Origin of the sequence: Collinsella aerofaciens (assembly GCF_964243765.1) — a bacterium.
GTDB classification, from domain to species: Bacteria; Actinomycetota; Coriobacteriia; order Coriobacteriales; family Coriobacteriaceae; genus Collinsella; species Collinsella aerofaciens_BU.
In genome coordinates this window covers 37,563-63,462 of record NZ_CAXTGI010000005.1, presented here as the reverse complement: position 1 = coordinate 63,462, position 25,900 = coordinate 37,563, and the positions used below count along the sequence as shown (strand labels likewise).

Here is a 25,900-nt window from a genome sequence, read left to right as displayed (position 1 = left end):
GCCCAGATAACACCTGCCAAAATAAACCTGTCCCTTTTTGGCAGGTTGTTAGCTGTGACGGTACTCGGCGATGATGAAGTCGATGTCGGTTTGAAGGGTGTCCAGGTTTGCCAGGCGCTCTTTATCGGCAGGGCGCGTGCGGTAGTAGTACGGCGTCATTTGGAACACCGCCTCGATGTCAGCCTGGGTCTGGAGCGTAATGTTCGCAAACACCCGCTGCGTTCCGACCAACTCGAGTTCAGTGGTCTTCGGCAGCTTCTCGTCATTGAGATATGGCGTGTCGTAGAGCACCTCTTTGAGGCCAAACAGATGCCGAGCACCCGGCACCACGGTATAGAGCGAGCCCTCTGGCGCCAGCACGCGGGCAAATTCGCGCTCGTTAAAGGGGGCAAAGAGCTCGGTCACCATATCGAAGGCGCCATCGGCCACGGGGATAGCCTTCATGTTGGCCACGAAGTAGGTCGCATCGCCGCGCTTGGCGGCCAGGCGCACCATCTCTTTGCCCAGGTCGAAACCGTAAGCATCTACGCCCGGCACCGCACCCATGGCGCTGGTGTAGTAGCCCTCGCCACAGCAAATATCGAGCAGCGTCATGGGGCAGTTCGTAGACGCGGCACGTCCAGACACCCGCTCGCGCACCAGCTCGACCATCGTATCGCGCAACGGCGCGTAGTATCCACGGTTCAGAAAGTCACGACGGCTGCGCGCCTGCGACTTGGGATCACCCATGGAGTCGCCGCTCTTGGACGAGCGCAGCAGATAGAGATAGCCCTCGCGCGCACGGTCAAATCGGTGTCCGCCCGCGCATGCAGCACCGCGCTCGTCGTCCACCAACGGTTCATGGCAAACGGGACACAACAACATGGCAACTCCTTAGCGCGAACAACACAACGCCCACCATTGTCGCACGCCTTCCCCACCTAGTCATAGAAGAGACAAGGAGTGTCCCCAGCTGCCGGCAGAAAAGGAACGTCCCTAAGTGCCGGCTGGCTGCATTAGGAGTATCATCGTCTGCGCAAATAAGCACGAAAGAGCATATTAGAGATTGAGAGCGTATGGCAGACACCGCATCTAAGCACATTGACATGACTACCGGCTCGCTGTGGCGCAATATTCCCCTGTTCGCCTTCCCCGTAGCCGCCACGAGCATCTTGGAGCAGCTGTCGAACCTCATCGCCACGGTCATCATCGGCAACTTCTCGGGCGACCAGGGAACCCTCGCCATGGCGGCGATCGGCTCCAATGTTCCGCTTACCAGTCTTATGCTCAACCTGTTTATTGGCATGTCGCTTGGCTCCAACGTGGTCATCGCCAACGCTATCGGCCGCAACGATCAGAACATGGTCAAACGCGCCGTCCATACCTCGATTTTAATGGCGCTCGTGGGCTTTGTCGTCATCGCACTGGGCGAGATCTTTGCCGAGCCCATGCTCGCTGCGCTCAACGTGCCTGCCGAGACCATGCCGCTCGCTTCGCTCTACCTGCGCGTCTTTTTGCTCAGCATGCCCTCGATCTTGCTCTACAACTTTGAGGCCGCGATCTTCCGCTCCGTCGGCATCACCCGCATGCCGTTGCAGGCACTTGCCGTGTCCACCGTCCTCAACATTGGCCTGGACCTCATCTTTGTCCCCGTACTCCACTGGGGCGTCGCGGGCGTCGCCATCGCCACCGCCATCGCCTACACCGTCAGCGCCGCTACGCTCTTTATCCGCCTGCTCAAGACCGACTCCGTCGTCCGCGTCACCCCACGCGACTTAGGCTTAGACCCCGTCGCCCTCAAGCGCATCGTCAAGATCGGCCTGCCCGCCGGCATCCAAAGCGCTGTCTTTGCCGTCGCCAACATCATCATCCAGTCCGCCATCAACAGCTTGGGCACCGAGGTCATGGCGGCATCGAGCGCTGCCATGAGCCTGGAGTACGTGTGCTACAACCTGCTCAACAGCTTTAGCCAGGCCTGCACCACCTTTGTGGGACAAAACCACGGTGCCCGCCAAATCGACCGCTGCACCAAGACGCTCAAGGTCTGCCTGGTCGAAGGCGGTATCGTCGCGCTCACCACCATCGTCATCATCGTAGGCTTGGGACGCGAAATCCTGGCGCTGTTCAACAGCGACCCCAACATCGTCTCGATCGGCTATATCCGCGTGTGCTCGATCTTCCCTGCCTACGCCTTTAGCATGTTCTACGAGAACATGTCCGGTTACCTGCGCGGCTTTGGCATCTCGCTCATGCCAGCCCTCATCACCATGATCTGCGTCTGCGGTATCCGCTTCTATTGGGTGTTCTGCGTGTTCCCGAACTTCCGCACCTTTGCGAACATCATGATGGTCTACCCCATCAGCCTGGGCACCACGGCGTTCTTTATGGTCGTGGCGGTATTGCTCTGCCATCCGGCACGCACCTATCGCGCCACCCAAGCCAAATCGACAGCCCGCTAAACACCGCACTCAATGTCACGCCAGTCATTAATTGACAATATGCGAGCTCATATAGTCGATAAAACGCCTCGTGGCGATAGGCATGGTGTCCCAGCTGCGCCAAGCTGCCACCACGTCGCGCGAGGGAGCGTGCACGATGGGACGTACGCGAATATCGGCTCGCATGCCCTCGACGGTACGGCGATACAGCATGCTCACGCCTAGGCCCTCCTCCACCATCGCCATGATGGTGTAGTCGTCGGTAACCTCACTCGTCACGTGCGGCGACAGCCCGTGCGCCGCGAATGCATCGAGCACCAGGCTCTGTTCGCCCTCGTCCAGCAGCACAAACGACTCTGACGCCAGGTCGGCGAGCGTTACCTTTTCCTTTGCCGTCAGCGGATGCGCGGCCGGCAGCAGCGCCACCAACTCGTCGTGATAGACCACGCGCTTCTCGAGCCCGGCGGTAAATCCGCGCGCCGTAAAGCAAAAGTCAACCACGCCATCGTGCACCCACTGGGCGTTGCGCGTGTAATCGCCCTGCTTGAGGGTAAAGTGCACGCCCGGATGCAGAGCCCCAAAGTCGCGAATCACGCGCGGCAATACGGTGCGGCTCACGTTGGTAAACGTCGCAATGCGAATGTCAGTCGACGAAAGCCCCAGCAACTCCTGCCGTTTGCCCTCAAGCTCGGCCTCGGCAGTTACAATCTGGCGCAGATACGGCAGGTACTGCTTGCCGTCGCGCGTAAGCGAGACACCTTGCTTACCGCGCTCGATAAGCGTGGTGCCCAGCTCACGCTCGAGCGCCTTGACGGCCTGGCTCACCGCGCTTTGCGTATAGCCCAGCTCGTCCGCCGCGCCCTTAAGACTGCCGCAATCGACCACCATACACACAATCTGATACCGCGATGCCATCGTGCCCCCCCATTGATGTAGCCATAAAACGTTTTGCCAGCGCTTTTTCCGCTTACATTAGTATTTCTTAATCATACTGAAGATACATTCGCTTTACTACATCCACATCTGGGAGCAGAATCCTTTTTGCGAAACCGTTCTGTAACAAAAGGAGTCCCATGGATCGCAAAAAAGCAATCGCGCTCTCATTTTCCGTTCCCGTCGCATGGGGCTTTTCGTACCCCCTCATGAAGATCGGCATGGACAGCATGAACGCCACGAGCATCGTTGCGCTGCGCTGCATCATCGCCTTTGCGGCCTGTCTGCTGCTCTTCCACAAGCGCGCTTTCCGCATCAATCGCGACCTTATGGTTCGCGCCGCCATCATCGGCGCCGTCATGGCAACCGAGCTCACCTGCATGTGCCTGGGCTCTAGCCTTACTTCCGCCTCCACCGCCGGCTTTTTGCAGAGCCTGACGGTCGTGATCGTGCCGTTTGCCAACGCCGCCCTGCTGCGTCGCGCCCCCGAGCGCAAGGTGCTCGTCGGCACCGCCATCGTCACCTGCGGTATGCTGCTGCTCTCGGGCGCCGACTTTACCAGCCTGAATCCCGGCGCGATCATTATGTTGCTCTCAGCCTTTATCTATGCCAGCCACATTATCGTAGTCAAGCGCTTTGTCGAAGAAGTCGACCCACTGGCCCTGGGTGTTTGGCAGCTGGGTTTTGGCGGTCTGTTCTCGGGCATCGCCGCGTGCACCTTGGGCAGCTTCACGCTTCCCAGCACACCCAACGAGATCGTCGTTGTCGTCGCACTCGCACTCATCTGCTCTGCCTACGGCTTTATCACCCAGACGCTCGTACAGCCCCACGTGCCCGCCGAGACCACGGGCTTTGCCTTCTCGCTCGAGCCGGTCTGCTCCGCCGTCTTCTCGTTTTTCCTGGTTGGCGAGGTCCTGAGCCCCATCGCCTTCTTTGGCGCCGCCCTCATCCTCACCGGCGTCATGGTAGCAACCGTCGAGCTCCCGCGCCTTCGCTCGCAAGGACACGCTCACATGGCAGGAGCACCCGAGCGCGTCTCGTAGACCCCACTCTTCATACAGCCGCGGCATAAAGGCAACCGGTGCGCCTTTACAATAGATGCCGACATAGCATCTGCCATAAAGGAGTTCCATGGACACCGCAACGCGCGACCGCAACATAGCAACTTGGTTGGGCGATGCGCCGCAGCCGGTACGTGACACGACGAACCAGCTGCTCGAGCGCATCGCCCTTTTGCGTGCCGAGCAGACCATCTACCCGGCACAAGACGACATCCTCAATGCCCTCGCCTACACGCCGGCAGACCACGTCAAGGTTGTCATCTTGGGTCAAGACCCCTATCACGGACCCAACCAGGCAATGGGGCTGTCGTTCTCGGTCCCCGCGTCGCAAACCAAGTTGCCGCCGAGCCTGCGCAACATCTATAAGGAACTCAACGCCGATCTGGGTTGCCCCATTCCCGCCACGGGAGACCTAACCCCATGGGCACAACAGGGCGTCCTGCTCCTCAACACCACGCTCACCGTGCGCGAGCATGCCGCCAACTCGCACGCCAAACTGGGCTGGAGCACGCTCACCGACTATGTTATCGAACGCTGCTGCCTGCTGCCCCAACCGGTCGTCTTTTTGGCATGGGGCCGCTTTGCCCAGCAGATGGTCGAGGGCAAGCTCGCCGCGACCAGCGCGGGCAGAAAAACCAGCAAGTTCTGCCTTGCGTCCACTCACCCCTCGCCGCTTTCGGCAAACCGCGCCACGGCAGGACTCCCCGCTTTTATGGGGTCGCGCCCCTTCTCGGCAGCTGATCGGCTACTCGAACAGCACGGCTCGACCCCCGTCAACTGGACTTGCCTCGGCTAAAAACCGATACATCAAAAACGCGCCCGACGGCTTTCCATCGGGCGCGTTTCCTATTCGGGCCAAATAAATTGTGTGCGGCCGGCCTCGCCGCCATCGATCAGCAGGCTCTGCCCGGTCATAAAACGGTTGGTCACGCCCACAAAGTAGATCCACTCAGCGATCTCCTGGGCGGTAGCCCAGCGCTTAAGCGGCGTGAGCTCCATAATCTGGTTCCACAGGTGCTCGTCTTCCATCACGCAACGGTTGAGCGGCGTGATAACGCCGCCCGGGTCCACACTGTTGGCGATGGCCTGCGGTGCTAGGCGGTTTGCAAGGTTCTTGGTGTAGGCGATAACGCCGCCCTTGCTGGCGGCATAGGCGGGAAACTCCGATCCCGTATGTCCGCTCGCCGACCCCACATTGACCACGGATTTGATAGCCGCTGTCGGCTTGGCAGCAAGCCCCTCCCCCACAAAGGCGTAGCGTTCGGTCACGTTGATGGTGCCACGCAGGTTGGCGGCAATGTCATCGGCCGAATCCTGTACACCGGCAACGTTCACGATTACCTGAGGCTCAAGGTCGCCTGGAAACGAGTTAGGCTCGCGTACATCAACGATCAGATGGCGGTAGCGCTCGTGCTCGACCGCCGCCGGCAGCAGGTCAAAGCCCACGACCTCGTGGCCCTCGTCCAAAAAGCGCTGCACGCACGCGGCTCCGATACCGCCCGAAGCGCCCGTGATCAAAACCCGCATACTTGCTCCTTAGGCGGTTGCGTGGCGCTCGAGGTACTCGGAGCCCACATTCTCGCGCTCCCAGCCGCGCACGACCTTATAGCCCACGGGGCTCAGAAAGACCTCGCACAGCAGCTCGGCAACAGCGCCGGTCAGCGAGCACATAAGGACCTGCACCCAGGTCCAACCAAAGAACGTGTGGCTCACCACAATGGCAAAGACCAGGTTATCGACAAACTGACCGATGCCCGTAGACACATAGGAGCGGAAGGCAAAGCTCGCAAAGTTATTCTTTTTGAGCATGCGGCCGAGCGACTGGTTGAGCGTGGAGTTAACCACGGCAGAAACGAGCATTGCCAGCGAAGAGCCCAGCACCACGTACCAGGTGCCGCCGATGGTGGCGTTAAGGGCGGTGTTGACCTCGATCATACCCGTGTCGTAGTAGGCGCCCCACATGCCGGGCGTGAGCGAGCATGCCCAAAAGCACAGGCTCACGGTCAGGTTGACCAGCAGCGCGAGAATAGAGATTTTGATGGATGCCTTGGCGCCAAAGCGCTTACAGATCATGTCCTGGCACAAAAACGAAACCCAGCTCACCACAAAGCCGCAATCGAGTGCCAGATACGGCAGGCTGATGAGCTCTTTGTTGGCCAGCAGGTTCATCATGATGACGCTCACGAAAAACAGCGAAACCGTTGCCGCGGGAATGCTCCGCAACAGGACCTTGTAGTCCTCCATGACCTTCTTGATCATTATGTACTCCTTTGGTTTTAGGTTTAACGAGCAGGATATCGGACCCGAACTGCTCGGACGTCACGGTCTTGAGACGACGGTGGGTATAATAGCCGCTCACGCGGCATCAGGCAAGCAAACGACGCGGCAGCCCCACAGGGCCACCGCGCCGGTGCGCTAAAACGTTACGTTGCCAAACTCCGACAGGATAAGATCGGGGTTGTGATCGGTTGCCCAGTCCACGTTCCACGGGCTCGTGAACAGCAGCAGCTTGCCGCCGCGCATGTCCTCGACGCGCAGCGTGTCGCGCGTGAGCGAGAGGCCCGGGATGTCGATGGTATCGGGGTCGTTCTGGATCCAGCGGATGTCCGTATAGGGCAGCGGCTGGCGACGAACCTCAACACGGTACTCGGCCTTAAGGCGGCGCTCGAGCACCTCAAACTGCAGCACACCGACCACGCCCACGATGACGCTCTCCATGCCGGCACCCAGCTCGCGGAAGATCTGGATGGCACCCTCCTGGGCAAGCTCCTCCATGCCCTTCACGAACTGCTTGCGCTTGAGCGTGTCGACCTGCGTGATACGGGCGAACATCTCGGGCGCGAACGTCGGGATCTGCGGATACTGCACGTGGCGCTTGCCGGAGCACACGGTGTCGCCGATGCTAAAGATACCCGGGTCGAACAGGCCCACGATATCGCCCGCGTATGCCTCGTCCACGATGGCGCGGTCATCGGCCATCATCGACGTGCCCGTGGCAAGCTTAAGCTTGCGGTTGCCCTGCACGTGGAAGGCGTCCATGCCGCGCTCGAACTTGCCCGAGCAAATTCGCACAAAGGCGATGCGGTCACGGTGGTTCTTGTCCATATTGGCCTGGATCTTAAACACAAAGCCGCTAAAGTCGTCGCGGCAGGGATCGACCGGCTCGCTGGTGAGCGTATCGGTGTAGGCGCGCGGCGTCGGGGCCAGGCGCAGGAACTCCTTGAGGAAGGGCTCCACGCCAAAGTTGGTGAGCGCCGAGCCAAAGAACGCCGGGCTCAGCTTGCCGCAGGCCACGGCATCCAGGTCGAGCTCGTCGCCGGCGCCATCGAGCAGCTCGATGTCATCCATCAGGTTCTTATGGTTCTCCTCGCCGATAAGCTCATCCATGGCGGGGTCGCCCAACTCTGCCTCGACCTCGGCGACCTTCTTGGTGGCGTTGGCGTGACCGTCGCCCTCAAAGGCAATGACGCGACGGGTCTGACGGTCGAACACGCCGCGGAAGTTGCGGCCGCTGCCGATCGGCCAGTTCATGGGATACGTATTGATACCCAGGACGTTCTCGATCTCTTCCATGAGCTCAAACGGGTCGCGAGCCTCGTGGTCGAGCTTGTTCACAAAGGTGAAGATGGGAATGTGGCGCAGCGTACAGACCTTAAAGAGCTTTTTGGTCTGGGCCTCGACGCCCTTGGCGCCATCGATGACCATGACCGCAGCGTCGGCGGCCATAAGGGTACGGTAGGTATCCTCCGAGAAGTCCTGGTGGCCGGGGGTATCGAGGATATTGACGCAGGCGCCGTTGTAGGTGAACTGCAGCACCGAGGAGGTAACGGAGATACCGCGCTCCTTCTCGATGTCCATCCAGTCCGAGACGGCATGCTTGGCCGAGCTCTTGCCCTTGACCGAGCCGGCAGTCTGGATGCTGCCGGTATAGAGCAGCAGCTTCTCGGTAAGCGTGGTCTTACCGGCGTCCGGGTGGCTGATGATCGCGAATGTGCGGCGCGACGAGATTTCATCCGACAGGCTTGCCATGCGGATCCTTTCTTGCATTGAGTGCATTACGTCGTTGTAACCGCACTATTGTAGCCGCGAAATCCCGCTCTAGGGCGCCTATCAGGACAAATTCATCAGTTGGGGCCTGGGTAGCCGGCCCAATCCGAATTTGCCTCTTGCGTAACTGTACATAGTGTATATATACTGTGCTTACCGGTTATATACACGTGTAGCCCAACAGCTAAGGAGCCGCTGTGGACATCATCCTATCCAATTCGAGCGACAAGCCCATCTACGAGCAAATAGCCTCGCAAGTCAAAGCTCAGATCCTTTCGGGCGCGCTCGCTGCGGGAGCCAAACTCCCCAGCATCCGTGCACTCGCGAGCGATCTTGGCGTGAGTGTCATCACCACCAAGCGCGCCTACGCCGACCTGGAGCAACTCGGCTTTATCTGCACCGTGCAGGGCAAGGGCTGTTTTGTCGCCGAGGGCAACCAAGAACTCTTGCGCGAAAATCAGCTCTGCCATATCGAAGAGCTGCTTGCGAAAGCGGCGAGCCAAGCCGAAGCCTTGGGCGTCACGCGCGACAAGCTGCACGAGATGCTCGACCTCGTAGCCCCCGAAACCATGCAGTAGCCATCTGCAAGAAAGGCTATACCATGCAAAAGTTGCTAGAACTCAAAGGTGTATCGCGCCGCGTGAGCGACCGCTTTTCACTGCGCGACGTCACGCTTGCCGTGGAGCCCGGCCAGATCGTTGGCTTTGTGGGCGCAAATGGCGCCGGCAAGACGACGACCATTCGCGCCGCGCTTGGGCTTATAAAGCCCGATGCCGGCGAGGTGCATCTGCTTGGACAGCGCTGCGACGCCAACGTGCCCGACGAGACGCAGCGCCACCTGCGCTCCCGCATCGGGCTTGTCCTGGACACGTGTCCCTTCCCCTCCACGCTCAAGGTGGGCCAGGTCGAGAAGCTCGTAGGCCCGGCATACCCCACGTGGAGCTGCGAAACGTTCGCCGGATTCATCGACCGATTTGGCCTCGATCCCAAGACGAAGGTCAAGGACCTCTCCCGCGGCATGGGCATGAAGCTGCAGCTCGCCTGTGCGCTCAGCCACAATGCCAAGCTGCTCGTTTTGGACGAAGCCACCGCGGGCCTCGATCCCATGGCGCGCGAGGAACTGCTCGACGAGTTGCTTGCCTTTGTCGCCGACGGCCAGCACAGCGTGCTGCTCTCGAGCCACATTACATCCGACCTCGATCGCACTGCCGACCGCGTCATCTGCATCGATAACGGCTCGATTGTGTTTGACCTGCCGCGCGAGGACATTACCGACCGAGCCGGCATCGCCCACTGCACCCAAGCACAGGCCGCAGAGCTTATGGCTTGCGTCGAAGGTGCCCGTGCCGCCCACCACGCCTATAGCGTGGACGTGCTCGTACCCAACCGTCGCGAGGCGCTCGAGGCCTTCCCCGAGATTCCCTGCGACCGGGCAACCATTGATGACTATCTTCGCCTCATACTGAAAGGGGCTTCGAAATGAAACGCGCCTTTATGTCCGAGACCGCCATCATGCGCTCGTTTCTCCCGAGCATCGCGGGCGTCGGCCTGTTCATATTCGTCGTATTGACCCTTGCCAACGCGGCAGACGGCGATTCCGGCATGAGCGCCGGCGCCTGTGCGGTCAGCGCAATGTCGCCCATCATAATCATGAACTCGCTAGCTGGCTACGATAACCAAAACGGCTGGGAGCGTTATCGAGCAACGTTGCCCTTCTCGCGCAAAGACATTATTTGCGCACGCTACCTGTGCATCGTTATCTTCTCGGTCGTCATGGCATGCGCGGCTACGCTTCTGAACATCCTCGCCCTTCCGCTCTTCGACCCCATGGGCATCCCTTCGACATGGCAGACGATCTTTGAAATCGCAACCGCCTCGGCGGCATCGATGCTCATCTCCCTCATGATGGTATTCTTGACACAGCCGCTGTTCTTCCGATTTGGACACATGGAGGCGCTGCGCCTATCCCTTGGCCTGTTTGCCCCGTTTGGCTGCGGCACCATGGCAATGCTGAGTTCCTCCAACCCCATCAGCAACTGGCTCATGTCGATTGCCGGAGCGAATCCCGATCCCGCCGTTCTTGGCTGTCTGTGTGCAGGAATTGCCGTACTGGCGCTCGCGCTATGTGCAATCAGCTGCACCGTCAGCACCAAGGTTTATCGAGTACGCGATTTGTAGCCACACGAAACTTGACCCACGTAGGCCACAATCGGTCGCAATCGCCCATCCGCAAATCCATGGCAAACGGCATGTCCCCGGCGTGCGCCACCGTACTACTTGCGCAGCGGCTTGGGCAGCGGAATGCCGGCGGCGATGGCTGCAGCGATAATCATGCAAACGATACCCTTGAGTGGGAAGCACATGAGCAGCAGGCCCACAACCATAACAGGCTGGCGCATAACGGCGCCCATCGTCGATGCCGTGCAGACGGCGACGCAAAAGACCGGATCTGCGCCGGTGAGGATGGCAAGGCCGTAGCCCAGGCTCACGCCCGAGAAGATAACCGGGAAGAAGTGGCCGCCGCGCCAACCAAGGTTGATGAGGGCGGGGGTCAGCATGGCCTTAACAAGACCGGTCGCGATGAGCACACCGGCGGGGATGGTGAGGTAGGTCTCCATAAGTACGTCGGCCTGGGTCTCACCGGCAAACATGGTATAAGGCAGAACTGTGCCGCAGATGGCGAGCGCCAGGCCAGCCAGCATGGCCTTGACGACGGGGCGCTCCCCTATTGCATGGGACAGCGCCTCACTTGCATGCTCGGAGACAAAGTACAGCCAACCGCATACGGTGCCGACCAACGCCAGCGGAATGAGCCAGACAAGTTCCAGGTTGCCCACCTCGGCAGCCTCGAACCTCGGCATGCCCATGCCGCCACCCATAAGCTGGCCAAGCAGCAGGTAGGTGCCCAGACCGCCGGCAATCGCAATGCCGTAGACCACAGTCTTTTGCGCCTTGGGAAGCTTGATGGTGATCTCATCGGACGCGGACTCATCGTCATTAGCGCCCTGGCCGTCGGCGCTACCGGCGAGCGGCGCCACAAAGCCAAAGACGGGCGCGGTAAAGAGCGCCGTCAGCGCGGCCTGGGTGCCCAACAGCGTGAGCTCCCTAAACTCGGCGCCAAAGCGGCGCATGCGGTCGCCGACCCAGCTGCACAGACCCGCGATAACGCCGGTCAGGCCGGCCTCCGGTCCAATACTTCCGCCAAACAGCAGCGGCAGCAATGCCGCGAGCGAAAGCTTGCCCAGGTTGTCGTACGGGTAGCGCCCGTCTTGTTTGACCTTGGCCATCACCTGGTTGAGGTCGTCGGTCTTGGTGCCCGTAATCTTTTCGTACAGACCGATTAACAGGCCGCCCAGTAAGCAGACGAAAAACGGGTACGGCAGAAAGCCAAACGGGCCGCTGGCAAGCTCGGGCGAGGCGACGCCCAGCATATGCGGGACCTCGGTCCACAAATAATCAATGCCGTGCTCCATCACAAAAAAGAACAGCCAGACCGCGGCGCCTGCGAACGCACCGGTCACGGCAACGCTAACTAAAAACAGTGCTCGGTTTTTGGGCTTTGCAAGGCTATCCATCGGGTCCTCCCGTGGTCAAAGTCGGCATAGATACGTTTTATTGTAGAGCGAGCGTTGCCCGAACGAGCCAACCGTCTGCGCTGCAAAAGGCACCATTGGGAGTCATAGTGGGGCAGGCTCAAGACTTATCCATTAATAATCGAGGCAATCTCACGCAAATCGTCGGCAAAGTAGATGCCGTGCTGGCGCTGCGGGCTCGAAAGTCCTTTATCAATCATGTGTCCGAGCAGCGCCTTGAGATCGTTGTAGTAGCCCCCGAGGTTGTACAGGATGCACGGCGCACTCAAGTGCCCCAACGACACGGCGGACATGACCTCGGCAATCTCCTCGAGCGTGCCCGTACCGCCCGGGAAAGCGATGAACGCGTCGCCGAGCTCGATCATCTTGGCCTTACGCTCGGCCATGTCACTCGTCACGATGAGGTCGTCAATACCGTCGTGTTGAAACTCTGCCTCGATAAAAAAGCTCGGCTCAATACCCGTCACGTGTCCACCCGCCTCGAGCACGCTATCGGCAAGCGCGCCCATCAGGCCCGACTTGGAGCCGCCGTATACCAGCGCGTGGCCGTTGGAGCCAATCCACGTGCCGAGCTCTCGCACTGCAGGCAGAAACGCCGGGTCGTTGCCGACGCTCGCGCCCAGGTACACCGTGATGTTCATATGCAATCCCCCTCGTCGTGACGCGCGGCACCCGTTCTATCGTTGCCGGCGACGGTACTCGCGCACGCGGCGCGACAGGTCAGCGAGCTCGTCACGATCGAGCTCTTCCAAATGCTCAAGATCGTCCATAAAGCGCGCCATGGTGTCCTTTTGGCGCAGTTTAATGAGCGTATTGCAGTAGTTCACCGCCACACCCGTGAGCATGGCGATGTAGAAGATGCTGATGACGCTCAGGACGACGGTAATAGCGCGGGCGACCGGCGTTTCGGCCGGGATATCGCCAAAGCCGATGGTCGAGACCGTCTCAAAGCTAAACCAGAGACCATCGCCAAACGTAAGGGTCGTGGGCTCGGACAGCCAAACGGCCGTCGAGCACAGCAGATAGAAGATGAGAAACAGGCCCGTGATGCGCGCAAAGCCAGCCTGGCGCAAAACATCGGCAAGCGTCCTCAACTTGTTCATCGCGACCCCTTTTCCCAGACGCCCAATCACATTCGCTCGGTATTGTCCCACAACCGGCAGTTGGGGACGTTCCTTTTGTGCCGGACAGATTGGGACTGTCCCCAAGTGCCGGGCGGGACCGTTTAGCGGCTCAGCTGCCGACTAAGCATGCTGAGCTGGTATCCTTATGTGATACTGTCTCGACTCGATAGGATTTCATGTGAAACCTTCCACCGTCCTTCGTTTGACTCTATATCGCACCCTGGCCGTCGCGCTTGCCGCACTCGCCGTACTGAGCGCCGCCATGCCCGCCCCTGCCTTTGCCGCCAACTCCGACCAGCAGGTCAAGACGGTCCGCGTTGGCTGGCTCGTCAACAACAAAGGCTTCCAGGAAGGCACGCCGGGCGAGCGCCTCTCGGGATGGGGCTACGAGTACCTCCAGACCCTCTCGTATTACACAAAGGGCTGGCAATACGAATACGTTAGCGGCACCTTCTCCGAGCTTATGGACATGCTCGAGGCGGGCGAAATCGACCTCATGCCCAACATCTCGTATTCGGCAGAGCGCGAGCAGAAGCTGCTCTTTTCCTCGAACCCCGAGGGCACCGAGCGCTACTACATCTACGCCAGGCCCGATCGCGACGACCTTGCCAAAGGCGACCCCCAGGCGCTCCAAGGCCTTACCATCGGCTGCAACGCCGGCGTTATGCAAACTATCGTCGGCCAGCAGTGGCTCGCCGACGAAGGCGTTACCTGCACCTATAAAGAAATCGACACCGGCAGTGCCCTCTTTGAGGCGCTTGCAGACGGCGAGGTCGACGCCGTCATCATGAACGACACCATTTCGTCGCCCGATGCGTCACCCATGTTCTACGTAGGCTCGAGCGACTACTATTTTGCCGTTCCCAAAAGCCGCCCTGATCTGATGAACGACATCAACGCCGCCATGACGGCAATCGCCCGCGTCAACCCGCGCTATAACGACGAAGTCAAATCGAGCTACTCGGCCCAAAACAGCGGCTCGTCATCGCTCGCCGGCACCGAGACCTCCTGGCTCAAAGCAAACGGCAACACCATCACGATTGGCTATCTTAAAAACCAACTTCCCTATTGCACGCAAAATGACGACGGCGAGATGGAAGGGTCGCTCGCCTCGCTTGCAACGACGCTGCACGACAGGTTTGGCATTACGGTTAAAACGGTCGCGATCTCAAATAACCAGCAAATGCTCAAAGCCCTTTCCAACGGAACCATCGATGTCGCCCTGCCTCTGTTTCGCGACTACTGGCTTGCCGAACAGAAAGGGGTCATTCAGTCAAACCCGATGGGAACGGTTTCCCTAACCGCCATTCACAGCAGCAACAACCTGAACAGCGACCTTAAGAAAATCGCTTGTACACAGGACGCGATCGTCAACCATTCTGCGCTCGAGAGCCTCTTCCCCGACGCAACGATCACCGATTATCCGAATGGCAACGAGGCGCTCGAAGCCCTCAATAAGGGGGAGGCAAGTTGCATCATTGTCCCCAGCACGCGCCTGAAAACCATCCGCGACACCTACAACATCGAGGATTTCCAAACACAGGAGCTCACCGGCACGGCACAGCTATCGTGTTTGATTTCGCGCGGCAAGCCCGAGCTGTTGGGAATCATCAATAAGGGCATCGTCAATGCCGGCGAATCGCTCTCTGCAAGCAGTTATTCCCCCACATCGTACTCGGCGCAAGAATCGGATGCGTTCCGACTTCTCTACCGCAACCGCATCGTCATTGCGGCAGTCGTCATCTGCATTTTGCTCGCCGGCATCGTCATCCTTGTCTGGTCGCTTTACCGCGCACAGGAGGAACGGCAGAAAGCCGATGCCGCCAACGCCGCCAAAACCGCTTTCCTCACGCGCATGAGCCACGACATCCGCACGCCGCTCAACGGCATCCTGGGCCTTATCGAAATTGAGGAATTGAGAGAAGGCGACATGCAGGTCGCCCGCGAAAGCCGCGCCAAGGCGCGCGTTGCCGCCAATCACCTGCTGTCACTGATTAACGACATCCTCGAGATGGGCAGGATCGAAGAGCGCAAAGTGACGCTCGAGCACGAATCATTCAACCTTAAAGAGCTGTGCGACAATGCGCTCGTACTGTGCAAGCTCCGCGCATCGGACCGCGGCATAACCATGCTCGACACCAGCGAGCCCTACGCTGTCGACCAATATATGATCGGCAGCCCCACCCATATTCGGCAGATCCTTGTCAACCTGCTCGACAACAGCATCAAGTACAACAAGCACGGAGGCACCGTCACGTTCTCATCGACCATCAAACCGGTCGACGACGAGCACGCCGTGTTTTGCTTTAGCGTCTCGGATACCGGCATTGGTATGACATCCGAGTTTTTGGCACACATTTACGAGCCGTTTGCCCAGGAAGGCGACGATGCGCGCAGCAAGTTCCAAGGAACCGGCATTGGCATGTCAATCGTCAAATCGCTCCTCGACATGATGGGCGGCACGATTGAGATTTCGAGTGAAGTTGGCGCGGGAAGCACGTTCAACGTCCAGATTCCGCTCGACATCGACAAGAACCCTCAGGCAAGGGAATGTACGGAAGAGCAAACATACAGCCGCTCGCTTACCGGCATGAGCGTCCTTTTGGCAGAAGATAACGAGCTCAATGCCGAGATTGCCCAGGCCCTGCTCGAAAGCGAAGGCATCGTCGTAACGCGGGCCGCCGACGGCAACGAAGCAGTCAAGCTCTACGTTGGTCATCCCGCCGGCAGCTTCGATGCGATCCTGATGGATATCATGATGCCGGGCATGAACGGCTACGAGGCAACCCGCGCGATTCGCCTGAGCGAGAAGGCCGATGCAGCCGACATCCCCATCATCGCGCTCACCGCCAACGCCTTTGCCGAGGACGCTAAGGCGGCACACGATGCCGGCATGAACGCCCATCTGCCCAAACCGCTCGACTTTAACAAGCTCAAAAACATGCTCGCCTGCATCAAGGAAAACGGTGTTGTTTCGTTATAGTTTGTGCTCAACCACCCTGCACCGTTAGAAAGGAAGCCAACGATGTTTAGGCCTTTACGCCGAAAGAAACGTGCCATCACCGACGAGGAGGCGCGCGAGCTGCTGGCAACCTGCAAGCGCGGCGTCTTTGCCGTTAACGGCGATGATGGCTACCCATACGCCATTCCCGTCAACTACTTCTTTGACGCCGAGCACGACAAGATTTATTTCCATGGCGCCAAGGCTGGCCACAAGGTCGATTCGCTCAAGCGTGACGATAAAGTCTGCTTTACCGTGTACGGCAACGAGTGGTACAAGGACGATGACTGGGCTCCCTATGTTATGAGCACCGTGGTCTTTGGCCGTTGCCGCCTGGTAGATGAAACACCTTCGTTTATCGAGGACAAAGTCCGCCAGCTCGCGCTTAAGTACTACCCCTCTGCCGAAGAAGTCGAGGAGGAGATCGCCAAAGACATCAAGGGCGTCCAACTCTACGAGATTTCAATTGAGCATCTTTGCGGCAAGCAGATACATGAAAAGTAAGCCCCGCCTGCAGCACTCACTTACCGTGCATTAAAAGCGTAGCGGTCCAGGCGGTCGCACGCTTCCCTCACGCGCGAAAGCGGCAGCGCCAGATTCACGCGAATGTGGCAGGGCCCGTGGAACGGACGGCCATCCTGATACCCCACGCCCACGCGCGCCCCCTCGTCGAGCAGCCACTGAATACCGCGGCCATGCTCGCGGCACCACTCGGTGCAATCCAGGAACACCATATACGTGCCCTGCGGGCGCGAATAGGACACGCCCTTAAAATGCTCGTCCACGTAATTGCAGAAGTACTCGATATTGCCGGCAAGCACCTGGTTGAGCTCATCCACCCACTCGTAGCCTTGCGGCTGGTAGGCACCGATAAGCGCATGCATGGAGAGGACGTTCATCTCGTTGTAGTGAGTCTTGTTGGACACGGCGCACACGCGGTCGCGCAGCGTCTCGTTGTAGATGATGTGGTAGCTGCCGACCAGGCCCGCCAGGTTAAACGTCTTGCTGGGCGCGTAGAGGGCGACCGTGCGCATACGGGCATCCTCGCTCACCGACTGCGTCGGGATATGCTTGTGGCCGGGCAGAATGATATCGGACCAGATCTCATCCGAGATCACCACGCAATCGTGCTGGCGATAGATATCCATGGCGCGCTCGATCTCGTCGCGCTCCCATACGCGTCCGCAAGGGTTGTGCGGCGAGCAGAACACCGCAGCATGGATATGGTCTTGGGCGAGCTTGCGCTCCATGTCCTCAAAGTCCATGCGCCACACGCCCTGGTCGTCGAGCTTAAGCGCGCTGTGGACAATGCGATAGCCCGCAGCCTCGATGGACTTGGTAAAGCCGATGTAGGTGGGGCTGTGGACCAGCACCGCATCGCCCGGCTGGACATACGCGCGCAGGGTCGACACGACGCCGCCCAGCACGCCGTTCTCGTAGCCGATGTGCTCAGGCGCCAGGCCCTCGACGCCATTACGGCGACTCTGCCATTCGATGATGCGGTCGAAGTACTCGGGGCGCGGATCGAAATAGCCAAACATGGGGTGCTGGGCGCGCTGAATGATGTACTCCTGGACCGTGGGCACCGTGGCAAAGTTCATGTCCGCTACCCACATGGGGATGCGGTCGAAGCCCTCGTCGGGTGCGTTCGGAGCCATACCGGGAATCTCACCCCAGGAGTCAACGGCGATGGAGTCCATGCCGTGGCGGTCGATTAGCGAGCTAAAGTCGTATTTCATGCTGAGCTCCCGTGCAAAGTGATTGTTTTGGTAGGCGTTATTGTCCACCAGCACGGGCGATTTTGGCATGGGGTTTGGCGCTTAATTTGACGGGTGCGGGCGAATGGCTGGTTAGTCTTGCGCGTCGTTGACGGCGGTTATCTTCAACCTGGTTCCGTCGACCGTAAACGATATGTCGAGCCCAGCGTAAGCCAAATGGTAAATGCGGTTTGGCTCGTGTTTGCTGCCCGCGCGGCGCGGATCCTGGTGAAGAACCTCGACCAAACCGGGGAGCTTTTCAGGCGGGACCATATCCTGCAGCACTTGCGGAAACTCAACGTCGAGCTCTTGCCACGGCGCGTCTTCAATCCAGCCGCCCGTTGCATCCGGGTGGCAGTCCGCAAACGGAATGTAGGGCTTAATGTCGTAGATGGGCGTGCCGTCGCGCAGGTCGGCCCCCAGCACATGAATGATGGGACCATCGTCGGTAAGCTCAACACGATCGAGCTTGACACAGGTGAGCCCGATGGGATTAGGGCGAAACGGGCTGCGCGTGGCAAACACGCCCACGCGCTCGGCTCCACCCAGACGCGGCGGGCGCACGGTCTTCGACCACTTGGCATTAGTGCCGGACCTGTCCTGCGTCTTGGCATCGGCAGCTATGTCCTTAGCCGTGCCGCCGGGCGTGCCGTTTTCGAAGCGCCAGAGCAGCCATAGGTGAGAGAAGGAATCCAGACCCTCAACTGCTGCGTTGGAGGCAAATTCCGGCTCAAAGACGATGCGTCCCTGCAGATGGGGCGCCAAAAAGCTGTTGCGTGGGATGCCGAACTTCTGCGGCAGGTCGGTATGTATGTGAGCAATAGGTTCCATGCCGGTCATTGTACGGCATGGAGGTGTAGGGCGTTGCGCGCAATTCTTCGCCGCGGTCCCCCGTCGTGCAACCAACGGTTGCTTGGAAGGGTGCCGGCCGCCGCGTATGCTTAAGCCATCAACCAGCAGAAAGGAGCCGTTATGGCCTTTGCAGAAAAGCTCATCGCTGTCCGTCGCGCCCATCACCTTACCCAAGAGCAGCTCGCCGCCAAGCTCTTCGTCACACGCCAAGCCGTCAGCCGTTGGGAACGCAGCGAGGTCACACCGGGCATCGATATGATGAAGCTCATCGCCGCCGTGACCGGCGAGCCCCTGTCTCACCTGCTCGAAATGCCCGAGCACTATTGCCAGAGCTGCGGCATGATACTCACACCCGACGACTGCGGCACCGACGCCACGGGCGCCACGACCGACCATTACTGCAAGTGGTGCTACGACCACGGCAAGTACACCTACGACACCACAATGGAGGCGATGATCGAGGATTGTGCCCCGCGGCTGGCACAAAACACCGGTATGTCGCTCGACGAAGCCGTCTCGCTCATGGGCGCCGTGCTGCCGCAACTGGAGCGCTGGCGCACCGTGCAGGAAAACGAGGAGCGCTACGGTGCCGAGGCGCGGGCGCGCTATGGCGACGAGGCTATCGATGCAGCAAACGAAACGTTACTGGACATGGATCCTCAGACATGGAACGACATGAAAGAACTTGAACGCGCTATTCTGGGCCAGCTCTCGATTGCCATGGACGACGGCGAACCGGAAGGCAACGATGCCCGCAAACTTGTCGCAATGCACCGTCGATGGATTGGCCTTAACTGGGGGCACGAGCCCCAAGACGAAGCATACCTGGGCCTCGCCCACGGCTATCTTGCCGATCAGCGCTTTATTGACTACTACGACAAGCCCTGCGGCACCGGAGCCACGGCGTTTCTGGTCCAAGCCATCGACTCGTCGTCGGCTCACGCATAGACCGCGGCGGCTTTGGGTATTTCAATCGAAACCTCAACCGATTGGAGACCCATGGCTACTGATCACGAGCTCGTGCTCTACGTTATGACCGGCTGCCCGTATTGCATAAAGGTCAAGCGCTTTTTGGCCGATAACGGCGTGACCATTCCCGAACGCAATATCTCGACCGACCCCGATGCCGAGCAGACGCTCATCGCCGTCGGCGGCAAGCGCCAGGTTCCCTGCCTGTTCATTGACGGCACGCCACTCTACGAATCGAGCGACATCATCACGTGGGCGCAGGAGCACCTGCTCTAGCACGCACATTGCGGTCCACTCATTGGGGACGCACTTAAATGAGTGGTCGTTAAAGAACATCCCCAATAACTGTTCCCCCGCCGAACCCAAACATGTACGCCAGCATCCAAAGTCGACTTTTTTCGGCATCTTTGGATGCTGGCGTACAGCTTTTTGCGCGGGTCCCTCACAACCACTCATTGAGGACGTACTTAAATGAGTAGGTAGGAATTCAGTTTCTCACTTTTATAGAACATATGTTTGCATTTTATGCTATACTCGCTTTAAGGCATGAGGCTGGTCGAGAGCTCCCGCGGAGGTCCCCAATGACACGCTGGAGCGAGCTCGGTAAGTAAGATCGGTGGTTACCGCACTCGCCCATCTCAGACAGGCTGCGCTCCTGTTCGTCGTCGCCATTAAAGAACGGCACTCACAACCAAACGTTTCCGTTATCCGTGAGTCACACAGGAGTGCATCGTTATGGCAAAACATTTTTCAGCCCAAAATCTCATCGAGCCCGTGCAAGCAGACGAAGAATATATCTGCGCGTCTGTCGGAAATACCCTCGAGCATGCTCGTCCCCACGCTGAACGTGCCATCAACTCGACGATGGTCGAGGCGTATGAAGGCAATACACCCCTTCTATCAGGCGTTTCAAATTCGCAACACACTGTGTCATGAATTGAGTTGGTCTCACCATCGAAGACTGATGAAGACGAGCTCACCGACGCCCTAGAGCCACACGCAGGGTGGCAATGGAAAAGGCAGTTAGTCCCTTTATTTAGAGCAATACGAGAGGAATTAGACATGGGATACCAGGAATCACTGATTCGAGTAAACAGCTTGGCAGAAATCGCCGGTATAGAGAAGGCCATTGCCGAATCCGAAGAACTCCAAACCTTAGAATATCTCGTGTGTGTTTGCGGAGCCAAAGCCAAGGGCGACCTTTACTGCGACAACACCTTCATGGGATCTCGACCCCTTAGCGACATCAAACCCAACGAGGAACCGATCATAAGGGCTGGGGATCTATTTGCCGTCGTGGCAGGCGCAAGGCTGTACCAACCTTTTCTCTGGATCGACTGCATCGCAGGAATCTCCGATCCAGGATACGAAGAGCTCATGGAAGATTTCCCGCTCGATACCCCGCGGCAAGAGGCGATTCTCCATCCAGACGAAGCGAAAAAAGCAGAGATATTCATGAGAAGGAGCCTAAACCAAAGCTATAACCGTGTCATGCGGGGCGAACGTCCCATCCAGCTTCCGGAAGAATTCATCAACCCACCTGACCCCAATCTGAAATCCCCATTGGCTAGCTAGCCAAAACAGTCTGCTTAGCCCTATTAACTGCTTGCATTTTTGTCTACAAAACTGTATTCAAAAAGAATGCCCGTGAACCATCGCTCGATATTATGCCAATCGATAGGAGGCGCTATGGACGCTCAGCAGCTCGAAAAGATGATGGGGTTTGCTCCCGGAGAACTAGAAAAGGCCGCGGAGGCATACGAAAAAGATGAGTGGCCGAAGGGTCGCACCATCAGATTGGGACGGCCGCCGATTTCCGATGAGCCTAGCGTTGTTCTATCGGCACGTGTGGGTGAATCGGTTCTTGAAGCGTTTGACGCAAAGGCAAAACGCCATGGGCAAACACGCACGGAGCGACTCAGGGAGCTCATCACGCTCGATGCAATGATTGCCTAGTCCCCCGCCGAACCCAAACATGTACGTCAGCATCCAAAGTCGACATTTCTCGACATGTTTGGAGGGTGGCGTACAGCTTTTTGCATGGACACGGCACAGGTAGTCATTGGGCTTCAACGCACTCCATCGCTCTATTCCCGGCATCAGCCAAAAGGTGCTCTCGTCAAACCTAAAGGAAATGGATGCCGTGGGGCATACCGCTCCACGGTTACCTTTTTGTGCCTTCTTTTTTAAAAACGATTCAGGTTGCACACTACTGTCGAACACATCTGACTCAGTTGGACAGGAGGTCAGCCATGAATCAAGCCGAACGTCGCGTTTGGCTTATCAACGCATTACTCGATGAGCGACCGGACGGGCGTAACTTTGCTGTTCCAGCCGGAGCCAGCGAGCAACGTGATTTGCTCAGAGCCCTGATGAACGTGCGGTCGCCCGAAGCGCTCGCGGCAGAAACGCTCGACGTCCAGGATGCCTACCTGCAGCAGCGGCTTGTTGAGCGCGGCGGAGCAACCGATGCCAGTGCGCTCCCCTACCGCAATCGCATTGCCATCTGGCATGGCGACATCACGCTGCTTAAGGTCGACGCCATCGTCAACGCCGCCAATAGCCAAATGCTCGGCTGCTTTGTGCCGGGACACCACTGCATCGACAACGCCATCCACACCTACGCTGGCATGCAGCTCCGTCTGACGTGCGCCAGCCTCATGGGCAAACAGGGACATGAGGAACCTACTGCACGCGTTAAGGTCACGCCGGCGTTTAACCTGCCGAGCAGCCATGTCTTCCACACCGTCGGCCCCATCGTGCCCAGCCATAAGCCCGGCCCGCGCGAGGAATTGTTGCTGCGCCGTTGCTATACCAGATGTCTGGAAGAAGCAACGCGCCAAAAGCTCGACACGCTTGCATTCTGTTGCATCTCGACGGGCGTCTTTGGCTATCCCCAGCAAGCTGCCGCGCGCGTTGCCATCGATGCCGTTCGCCATCATCTAGACCATAACGACCCCAACCTTAAGGTGATCTTCAATGTTTTTCTCGCGTCTGACGAATCAATCTACCGCGACCTTCTCCAAACAGATCGCTAAGCTCCGAACCGCACTCGATACGTCCGACGCCGTGATAATCGGTGCTGGCTCGGGTCTTTCCACCGCGGCCGGCTACACCTATTCGGGCGAGCGCTTCGAGAGGCTCTTTGGCGACTTCGCCGCACGCTACGGCTTTACCGACATGTACTCCGGAGGCTTCTATCCTTATGACTCGCTCGAGGAATATTGGGCGTTTTGGAGCCGCTATATCGAGTGCAACCGATATGACCCCATACCCAAGCCGATCTATGAACAGCTCTTGGACCTGCTGCGCGACCGCGATTACTTTGTGCTGACCACAAACGTAGACCACTGCTTCCAACGCGCCGGCTTTGATAAACATCGGCTCTTCTACACGCAGGGCGACTATGGTCTATTCCAGTGCAGCAAGCCCTGCTGTCAGGAAACTTGGGACAACGAAGAACTTGTACACTACATGGTCAGCACCCAACAGGACCTGCGCATTCCATCTGCACTTGTGCCCCATTGCCCCCACTGCGGCTCGCCGCTCACGATGAACCTGCGCGCCGACGATACGTTTGTTCAGGATAAGGGATGGCATGTTGCAGCCGATCGCTACCAGGATTTCCTGCGCCGCCACAGCAACATGCGCGTTTTGCTCCTTGAGCTTGGCGTAGGCGGCAACACGCCCGTCATCATCAAGTACCCGTTTTGGCAGATGACCGCCAAAAATAAGCGCGCTACGTACGCGTGCGTCAATTATGGCGAGGCAGTCGCTCCGGCAGAAATCGCCGATCGAAGTATTCTGATCGACGCCGACGCAGGGCGTGTATTGGACGCACTTGCCGTCTAAACCGTCAGATGACCAAAGCGATGCCGCCTCAAAACATGTACGTCAGCATCCAAAATCGACATTTTTTGACATCTATGGATGCTGCCGTACAGCTTTTTGCACGGGCCAGGCCAGACACAGCCGCCTAGTCATTGGGGACGTTCTTAAATGACTAGTCGTTAAAGAACGTCCCCAACGACTAACTAGCCGTGAAAGCGGGCTATGGGCGCGAGCGGCTGCTCGCGAAAGACGCGCTCGACAGCGGCGCGGTATTCATCGACCTTTTTGGTCTTGCGAACGAGCTTGTGAACGGTCGCGGGATCGGCGAAGGCGCATTTGGCGTAGAACCACCACTCCTTCATGCGAAAGACCGCGTTGCCCCCAATCTCGTCTGCATAGGCAGCAAACAGCATGTCGTGGAAGCGCTGCAGCTCAGCAGCTGTGGCAGCAGGGCCGCCCTTAGCCATGCGAGCCAGCGCGGGGTTCGCAAGCAAGCCGCGCCCCAACATTACGTGACGCGTTCCGGGATAGGCCTCCACCAGCGCATCCATGTCCTCAAGATCAAAGATGTCGCCGTTATAGGCAACGGGGAACGGCGCCCGCTCCAGCGTCTCGCCGTAAAACTCTTTGCGCGGCGAGCCCGCATAACGGTCCTTTTGCACGCGCGGATGCACGATCAGCTCTGCCAGCGGCATGCGGCAATAGAGGTCGAGTACGCGCTCGTATTCGTCGTCGCTTTCCAACCCCAGCCTGGTCTTGACCGACACCGGCAGCGGCGAGTGCTCGCACACGTCGCTCAAGAACACCTCGAGCTCGTCGAGATTGCGCAAGAAACCCGAACCCTTGCCCTTGGCGACAACCGTTCCCGAAGGACAACCCAAGTTGAGATTGACCTCGCGATAACCCATGTCGGCGAGCACCTGTGCCGCCCACACAAACTCGTCCGCGTTCTTGGACATCAGCTGAGGCACTACGTTGAGCCCCTGGTTATTGACAGGGTCGACCTCCTTAAACGCCTTGCCGCCAAAGCGGTTTCCCACCCGTGGCGGCGGCAAGAACGGCGTGTAATAGCAATCGAGCGCACCGAAGCACTCCGCGTGCACGCGACGGAACACATGCCCGGTAATCCCCTCCATAGGGGCCAACGACAGAATCATCAACATCTACTCTCAGATCAATGCGGCAAAGGGACTGCCCCCTTGTCACATCCTATTCAAACGGTTCAGAAACTCTTCGCAGGCGCGGGAACGCAGGCGATATTTTTTCCATACCAGATACGACGCAATGGTAAGCGGCGGCTCAAATGGGACAAAACGCAGATCGCTGTCTTCATCTATCTGCAGCAAGCTTCCAATGCTAACCGCACACGCAGCGCCCGAACGCACCAGGTGCGACGCGAATGCCGTCCATATTTCGAGGTCTAATACTTTTCCCGAGAAGTGAACGGCTGTATTTGGACCCCCGAAGCATTGACATTTTTAGGCGTCAAAACCGCAGGATTTGACTAGCAAAACCGCGGGAAATTGCACGCCAAAAGTGTCGATGCTTCGGGGGTCCGTTTTCACTCGTTCACTTCTCGGGAAAAGTATTAGACCTCGATTTCCGCAGTCCCCAATGTGACAAAGGGACTGTCCCTTTGTCACATTCCAACGAGCGCCCAGGCGGAAAGCGATGAGAATTCAAACTCCCTGCAGCAGCTCATCGATGGCGGGATTCTCTATACTGGGTAACATATGACGGTATCGCGCCAAAGGAGAACGCCATGGCCACGTCACAGATATCCCTGCTTGCGCTCATCTTGGTTGGGGGCATCGGCATCCTGTTTATAGGAGCGAGCATGCTCATGAAGGCCGCCGCCCGCAAGAAAGCCAAGGCCTGTACCGCCGTGACCATGGGGACGGTCATCGACCATCGCTTGATGGGTGAAGGCAGAATGCATCCCGTTTTGGAATACACCGTCGACGGCACGCAATACCTCGCGACAAAACAATTCCGCGGCATAAAGACCAAAAGCTTGTCGGGACTCCCCATCCGCACACAAGCCGCCGCCTACGAAGACCCCAAGGGCTGGCTGCACGTACAGACGGGGCCCATCGCCCGCCTAGACACCCTTGCAGAGCAGCTTTGGCCCCTCGGCAGTCAAATGACCGTACACTACAACCCCAGCAACCCAGGCAAAAGCTATGTCGAACGCCCCATCGTGGGCAACTTTGCCACGCTGATGTTTAACATCGCAGGCTTCTTGCTCATCGCGATGAGCATCTTGCTCTATGTTCTTATCCAGCACTAGCTCAAACTGATGCGCCCCGCGCCCC

The 25,900-nt window shown here is 58.6% G+C and carries 26 protein-coding genes; 15 read left to right on the top strand and 11 right to left on the bottom strand.

Going from position 1 to position 25,900, the window contains the following annotated elements:
* Positions 1-48: 48 nt before the first annotated feature.
* Positions 49-864, bottom strand: coding sequence for a putative RNA methyltransferase (locus ACESSC_RS04955; protein ID WP_373161590.1), 816 nt, complete (start codon positions 862-864; stop codon positions 49-51).
* A gap of 191 nt (positions 865-1,055) precedes the next feature.
* On the opposite strand from ACESSC_RS04955, the gene ACESSC_RS04950 reads away from it, so the two are divergent.
* Entirely contained in the window at positions 1,056-2,438 is a 1,383-nt protein-coding gene (locus ACESSC_RS04950; RefSeq protein WP_373161586.1) for an MATE family efflux transporter, read from the top strand.
* A 27-nt stretch (positions 2,439-2,465) separates the two neighbouring features.
* Here ACESSC_RS04950 and ACESSC_RS04945 read toward each other — a convergent pair whose 3' ends face one another.
* Positions 2,466-3,332, bottom strand: coding sequence for a LysR family transcriptional regulator (locus tag ACESSC_RS04945; RefSeq protein WP_373161584.1), 867 nt, complete (start codon positions 3,330-3,332; stop codon positions 2,466-2,468).
* A gap of 158 nt (positions 3,333-3,490) precedes the next feature.
* Here ACESSC_RS04945 and ACESSC_RS04940 point away from each other — a divergent pair, with 158 nt between their 5' ends.
* Together ACESSC_RS04940 and ACESSC_RS04935 are read left to right on the top strand one after the other, a co-directional pair.
* Positions 3,491-4,393, top strand: a complete 903-nt coding sequence (locus ACESSC_RS04940) for a DMT family transporter (RefSeq protein WP_373161581.1) — start codon at positions 3,491-3,493, stop codon at positions 4,391-4,393.
* Between the two features lie 88 nt (positions 4,394-4,481).
* Positions 4,482-5,207: a uracil-DNA glycosylase gene (locus ACESSC_RS04935; protein ID WP_373161578.1), complete on the top strand. Its 726-nt coding sequence runs from the start codon at positions 4,482-4,484 to the stop codon at positions 5,205-5,207.
* A gap of 50 nt (positions 5,208-5,257) precedes the next feature.
* Here ACESSC_RS04935 and ACESSC_RS04930 read toward each other — a convergent pair whose 3' ends face one another.
* The 3 genes from ACESSC_RS04930 to ACESSC_RS04920 all read right to left on the bottom strand — a co-directional run bounded on the left by ACESSC_RS04930 (position 5,258) and on the right by ACESSC_RS04920 (position 8,440).
* Positions 5,258-5,938, bottom strand: coding sequence for an SDR family NAD(P)-dependent oxidoreductase (locus ACESSC_RS04930; RefSeq protein ID WP_373161575.1), 681 nt, complete (start codon positions 5,936-5,938; stop codon positions 5,258-5,260).
* 9 nt (positions 5,939-5,947) lie between these two features.
* The gene (locus tag ACESSC_RS04925; RefSeq protein WP_373161573.1) at positions 5,948-6,670 is read right to left on the bottom strand and encodes a VUT family protein; all 723 of its coding nucleotides are present in this window, start codon (positions 6,668-6,670) and stop codon (positions 5,948-5,950) included.
* A gap of 156 nt (positions 6,671-6,826) precedes the next feature.
* Positions 6,827-8,440: a peptide chain release factor 3 gene (locus ACESSC_RS04920; RefSeq protein ID WP_117645820.1), complete on the bottom strand. Its 1,614-nt coding sequence runs from the start codon at positions 8,438-8,440 to the stop codon at positions 6,827-6,829.
* A 215-nt stretch (positions 8,441-8,655) separates the two neighbouring features.
* On the opposite strand from ACESSC_RS04920, the gene ACESSC_RS04915 reads away from it, so the two are divergent.
* From ACESSC_RS04915 to ACESSC_RS04905, 3 genes are read left to right on the top strand one after another with little or no spacing between them, the layout of a single operon-like run.
* The gene (locus ACESSC_RS04915) at positions 8,656-9,036 is read left to right on the top strand and encodes a GntR family transcriptional regulator (protein WP_117640582.1); all 381 of its coding nucleotides are present in this window, start codon (positions 8,656-8,658) and stop codon (positions 9,034-9,036) included.
* Between the two features lie 23 nt (positions 9,037-9,059).
* Positions 9,060-9,941, top strand: coding sequence for an ABC transporter ATP-binding protein (locus tag ACESSC_RS04910; RefSeq protein ID WP_373161572.1), 882 nt, complete (start codon positions 9,060-9,062; stop codon positions 9,939-9,941).
* The gene (locus tag ACESSC_RS04905) at positions 9,938-10,636 is read left to right on the top strand and encodes an ABC-2 transporter permease (protein WP_373161570.1); all 699 of its coding nucleotides are present in this window, start codon (positions 9,938-9,940) and stop codon (positions 10,634-10,636) included. The genes ACESSC_RS04910 and ACESSC_RS04905 overlap by 4 nt, the downstream gene beginning before the upstream one ends.
* Before the next feature lie 95 nt (positions 10,637-10,731).
* Here the strand turns inward: ACESSC_RS04905 and ACESSC_RS04900 are convergent, their stop codons facing one another.
* From ACESSC_RS04900 to ACESSC_RS04890, 3 genes are all read right to left on the bottom strand, one after another.
* Entirely contained in the window at positions 10,732-12,033 is a 1,302-nt protein-coding gene (locus ACESSC_RS04900; protein ID WP_373161569.1) for a chloride channel protein, read from the bottom strand.
* A 125-nt stretch (positions 12,034-12,158) separates the two neighbouring features.
* On the bottom strand, positions 12,159-12,692 hold the full coding sequence (locus ACESSC_RS04895) for an LOG family protein (protein ID WP_373161567.1): 534 nt from the start codon (positions 12,690-12,692) through the stop codon (positions 12,159-12,161).
* Between the two features lie 36 nt (positions 12,693-12,728).
* Positions 12,729-13,154 (bottom strand): potassium channel family protein, encoded by a 426-nt coding sequence (locus ACESSC_RS04890; RefSeq protein WP_158550201.1) that lies wholly within the window; start codon positions 13,152-13,154, stop codon positions 12,729-12,731.
* A gap of 199 nt (positions 13,155-13,353) precedes the next feature.
* Between ACESSC_RS04890 and ACESSC_RS04885 the strand changes: the two genes are divergently transcribed.
* Both ACESSC_RS04885 and ACESSC_RS04880 read left to right on the top strand, forming a co-directional pair.
* The gene (locus ACESSC_RS04885; protein ID WP_373161564.1) at positions 13,354-16,158 is read left to right on the top strand and encodes a response regulator; all 2,805 of its coding nucleotides are present in this window, start codon (positions 13,354-13,356) and stop codon (positions 16,156-16,158) included.
* Positions 16,159-16,200: 42 nt separating this feature from the next.
* Positions 16,201-16,680, top strand: coding sequence for a pyridoxamine 5'-phosphate oxidase family protein (locus ACESSC_RS04880; protein ID WP_373161562.1), 480 nt, complete (start codon positions 16,201-16,203; stop codon positions 16,678-16,680).
* Between the two features lie 20 nt (positions 16,681-16,700).
* Here the strand turns inward: ACESSC_RS04880 and ACESSC_RS04875 are convergent, their stop codons facing one another.
* Together ACESSC_RS04875 and ACESSC_RS04870 are read right to left on the bottom strand one after the other, a co-directional pair.
* Positions 16,701-17,915: a MalY/PatB family protein gene (locus ACESSC_RS04875; RefSeq protein ID WP_373161559.1), complete on the bottom strand. Its 1,215-nt coding sequence runs from the start codon at positions 17,913-17,915 to the stop codon at positions 16,701-16,703.
* A 111-nt stretch (positions 17,916-18,026) separates the two neighbouring features.
* Positions 18,027-18,764, bottom strand: coding sequence for a tRNA (N6-threonylcarbamoyladenosine(37)-N6)-methyltransferase TrmO (locus tag ACESSC_RS04870; RefSeq protein WP_373161556.1), 738 nt, complete (start codon positions 18,762-18,764; stop codon positions 18,027-18,029).
* Positions 18,765-18,905: 141 nt separating this feature from the next.
* Here ACESSC_RS04870 and ACESSC_RS04865 point away from each other — a divergent pair, with 141 nt between their 5' ends.
* The 6 genes from ACESSC_RS04865 to ACESSC_RS04840 all read left to right on the top strand — a co-directional run bounded on the left by ACESSC_RS04865 (position 18,906) and on the right by ACESSC_RS04840 (position 23,606).
* Positions 18,906-19,733 carry a TipAS antibiotic-recognition domain-containing protein gene (locus ACESSC_RS04865; RefSeq protein WP_373161554.1) on the top strand — a complete coding sequence of 276 codons (828 nt, stop codon included), beginning with the start codon at positions 18,906-18,908 and terminating at the stop codon, positions 19,731-19,733.
* A 51-nt stretch (positions 19,734-19,784) separates the two neighbouring features.
* Positions 19,785-20,030: a glutaredoxin family protein gene (locus ACESSC_RS04860; protein WP_373161551.1), complete on the top strand. Its 246-nt coding sequence runs from the start codon at positions 19,785-19,787 to the stop codon at positions 20,028-20,030.
* A gap of 786 nt (positions 20,031-20,816) precedes the next feature.
* Positions 20,817-21,329 carry a hypothetical protein gene (locus tag ACESSC_RS04855; RefSeq protein WP_373161548.1) on the top strand — a complete coding sequence of 171 codons (513 nt, stop codon included), beginning with the start codon at positions 20,817-20,819 and terminating at the stop codon, positions 21,327-21,329.
* Positions 21,330-21,443: 114 nt separating this feature from the next.
* A complete protein-coding gene (locus ACESSC_RS04850; protein WP_373161546.1) occupies positions 21,444-21,710 on the top strand; it encodes a ribbon-helix-helix protein, CopG family in 267 nt (88 codons plus the stop codon).
* Between the two features lie 296 nt (positions 21,711-22,006).
* Positions 22,007-22,792 (top strand): protein-ADP-ribose hydrolase, encoded by a 786-nt coding sequence (locus ACESSC_RS04845; RefSeq protein ID WP_373161544.1) that lies wholly within the window; start codon positions 22,007-22,009, stop codon positions 22,790-22,792.
* Positions 22,734-23,606, top strand: coding sequence for an SIR2 family NAD-dependent protein deacylase (locus ACESSC_RS04840; protein WP_373161542.1), 873 nt, complete (start codon positions 22,734-22,736; stop codon positions 23,604-23,606). The genes ACESSC_RS04845 and ACESSC_RS04840 overlap by 59 nt, the downstream gene beginning before the upstream one ends.
* 182 nt (positions 23,607-23,788) lie before the next feature.
* Here the strand turns inward: ACESSC_RS04840 and ACESSC_RS04835 are convergent, their stop codons facing one another.
* On the bottom strand, positions 23,789-24,742 hold the full coding sequence (locus ACESSC_RS04835; protein ID WP_373161540.1) for a tRNA dihydrouridine synthase: 954 nt from the start codon (positions 24,740-24,742) through the stop codon (positions 23,789-23,791).
* A 605-nt stretch (positions 24,743-25,347) separates the two neighbouring features.
* Between ACESSC_RS04835 and ACESSC_RS04830 the strand changes: the two genes are divergently transcribed.
* On the top strand, positions 25,348-25,875 hold the full coding sequence (locus tag ACESSC_RS04830) for a DUF3592 domain-containing protein (protein ID WP_373161538.1): 528 nt from the start codon (positions 25,348-25,350) through the stop codon (positions 25,873-25,875).
* The last annotated feature ends 25 nt before the right edge of the window (positions 25,876-25,900 follow it).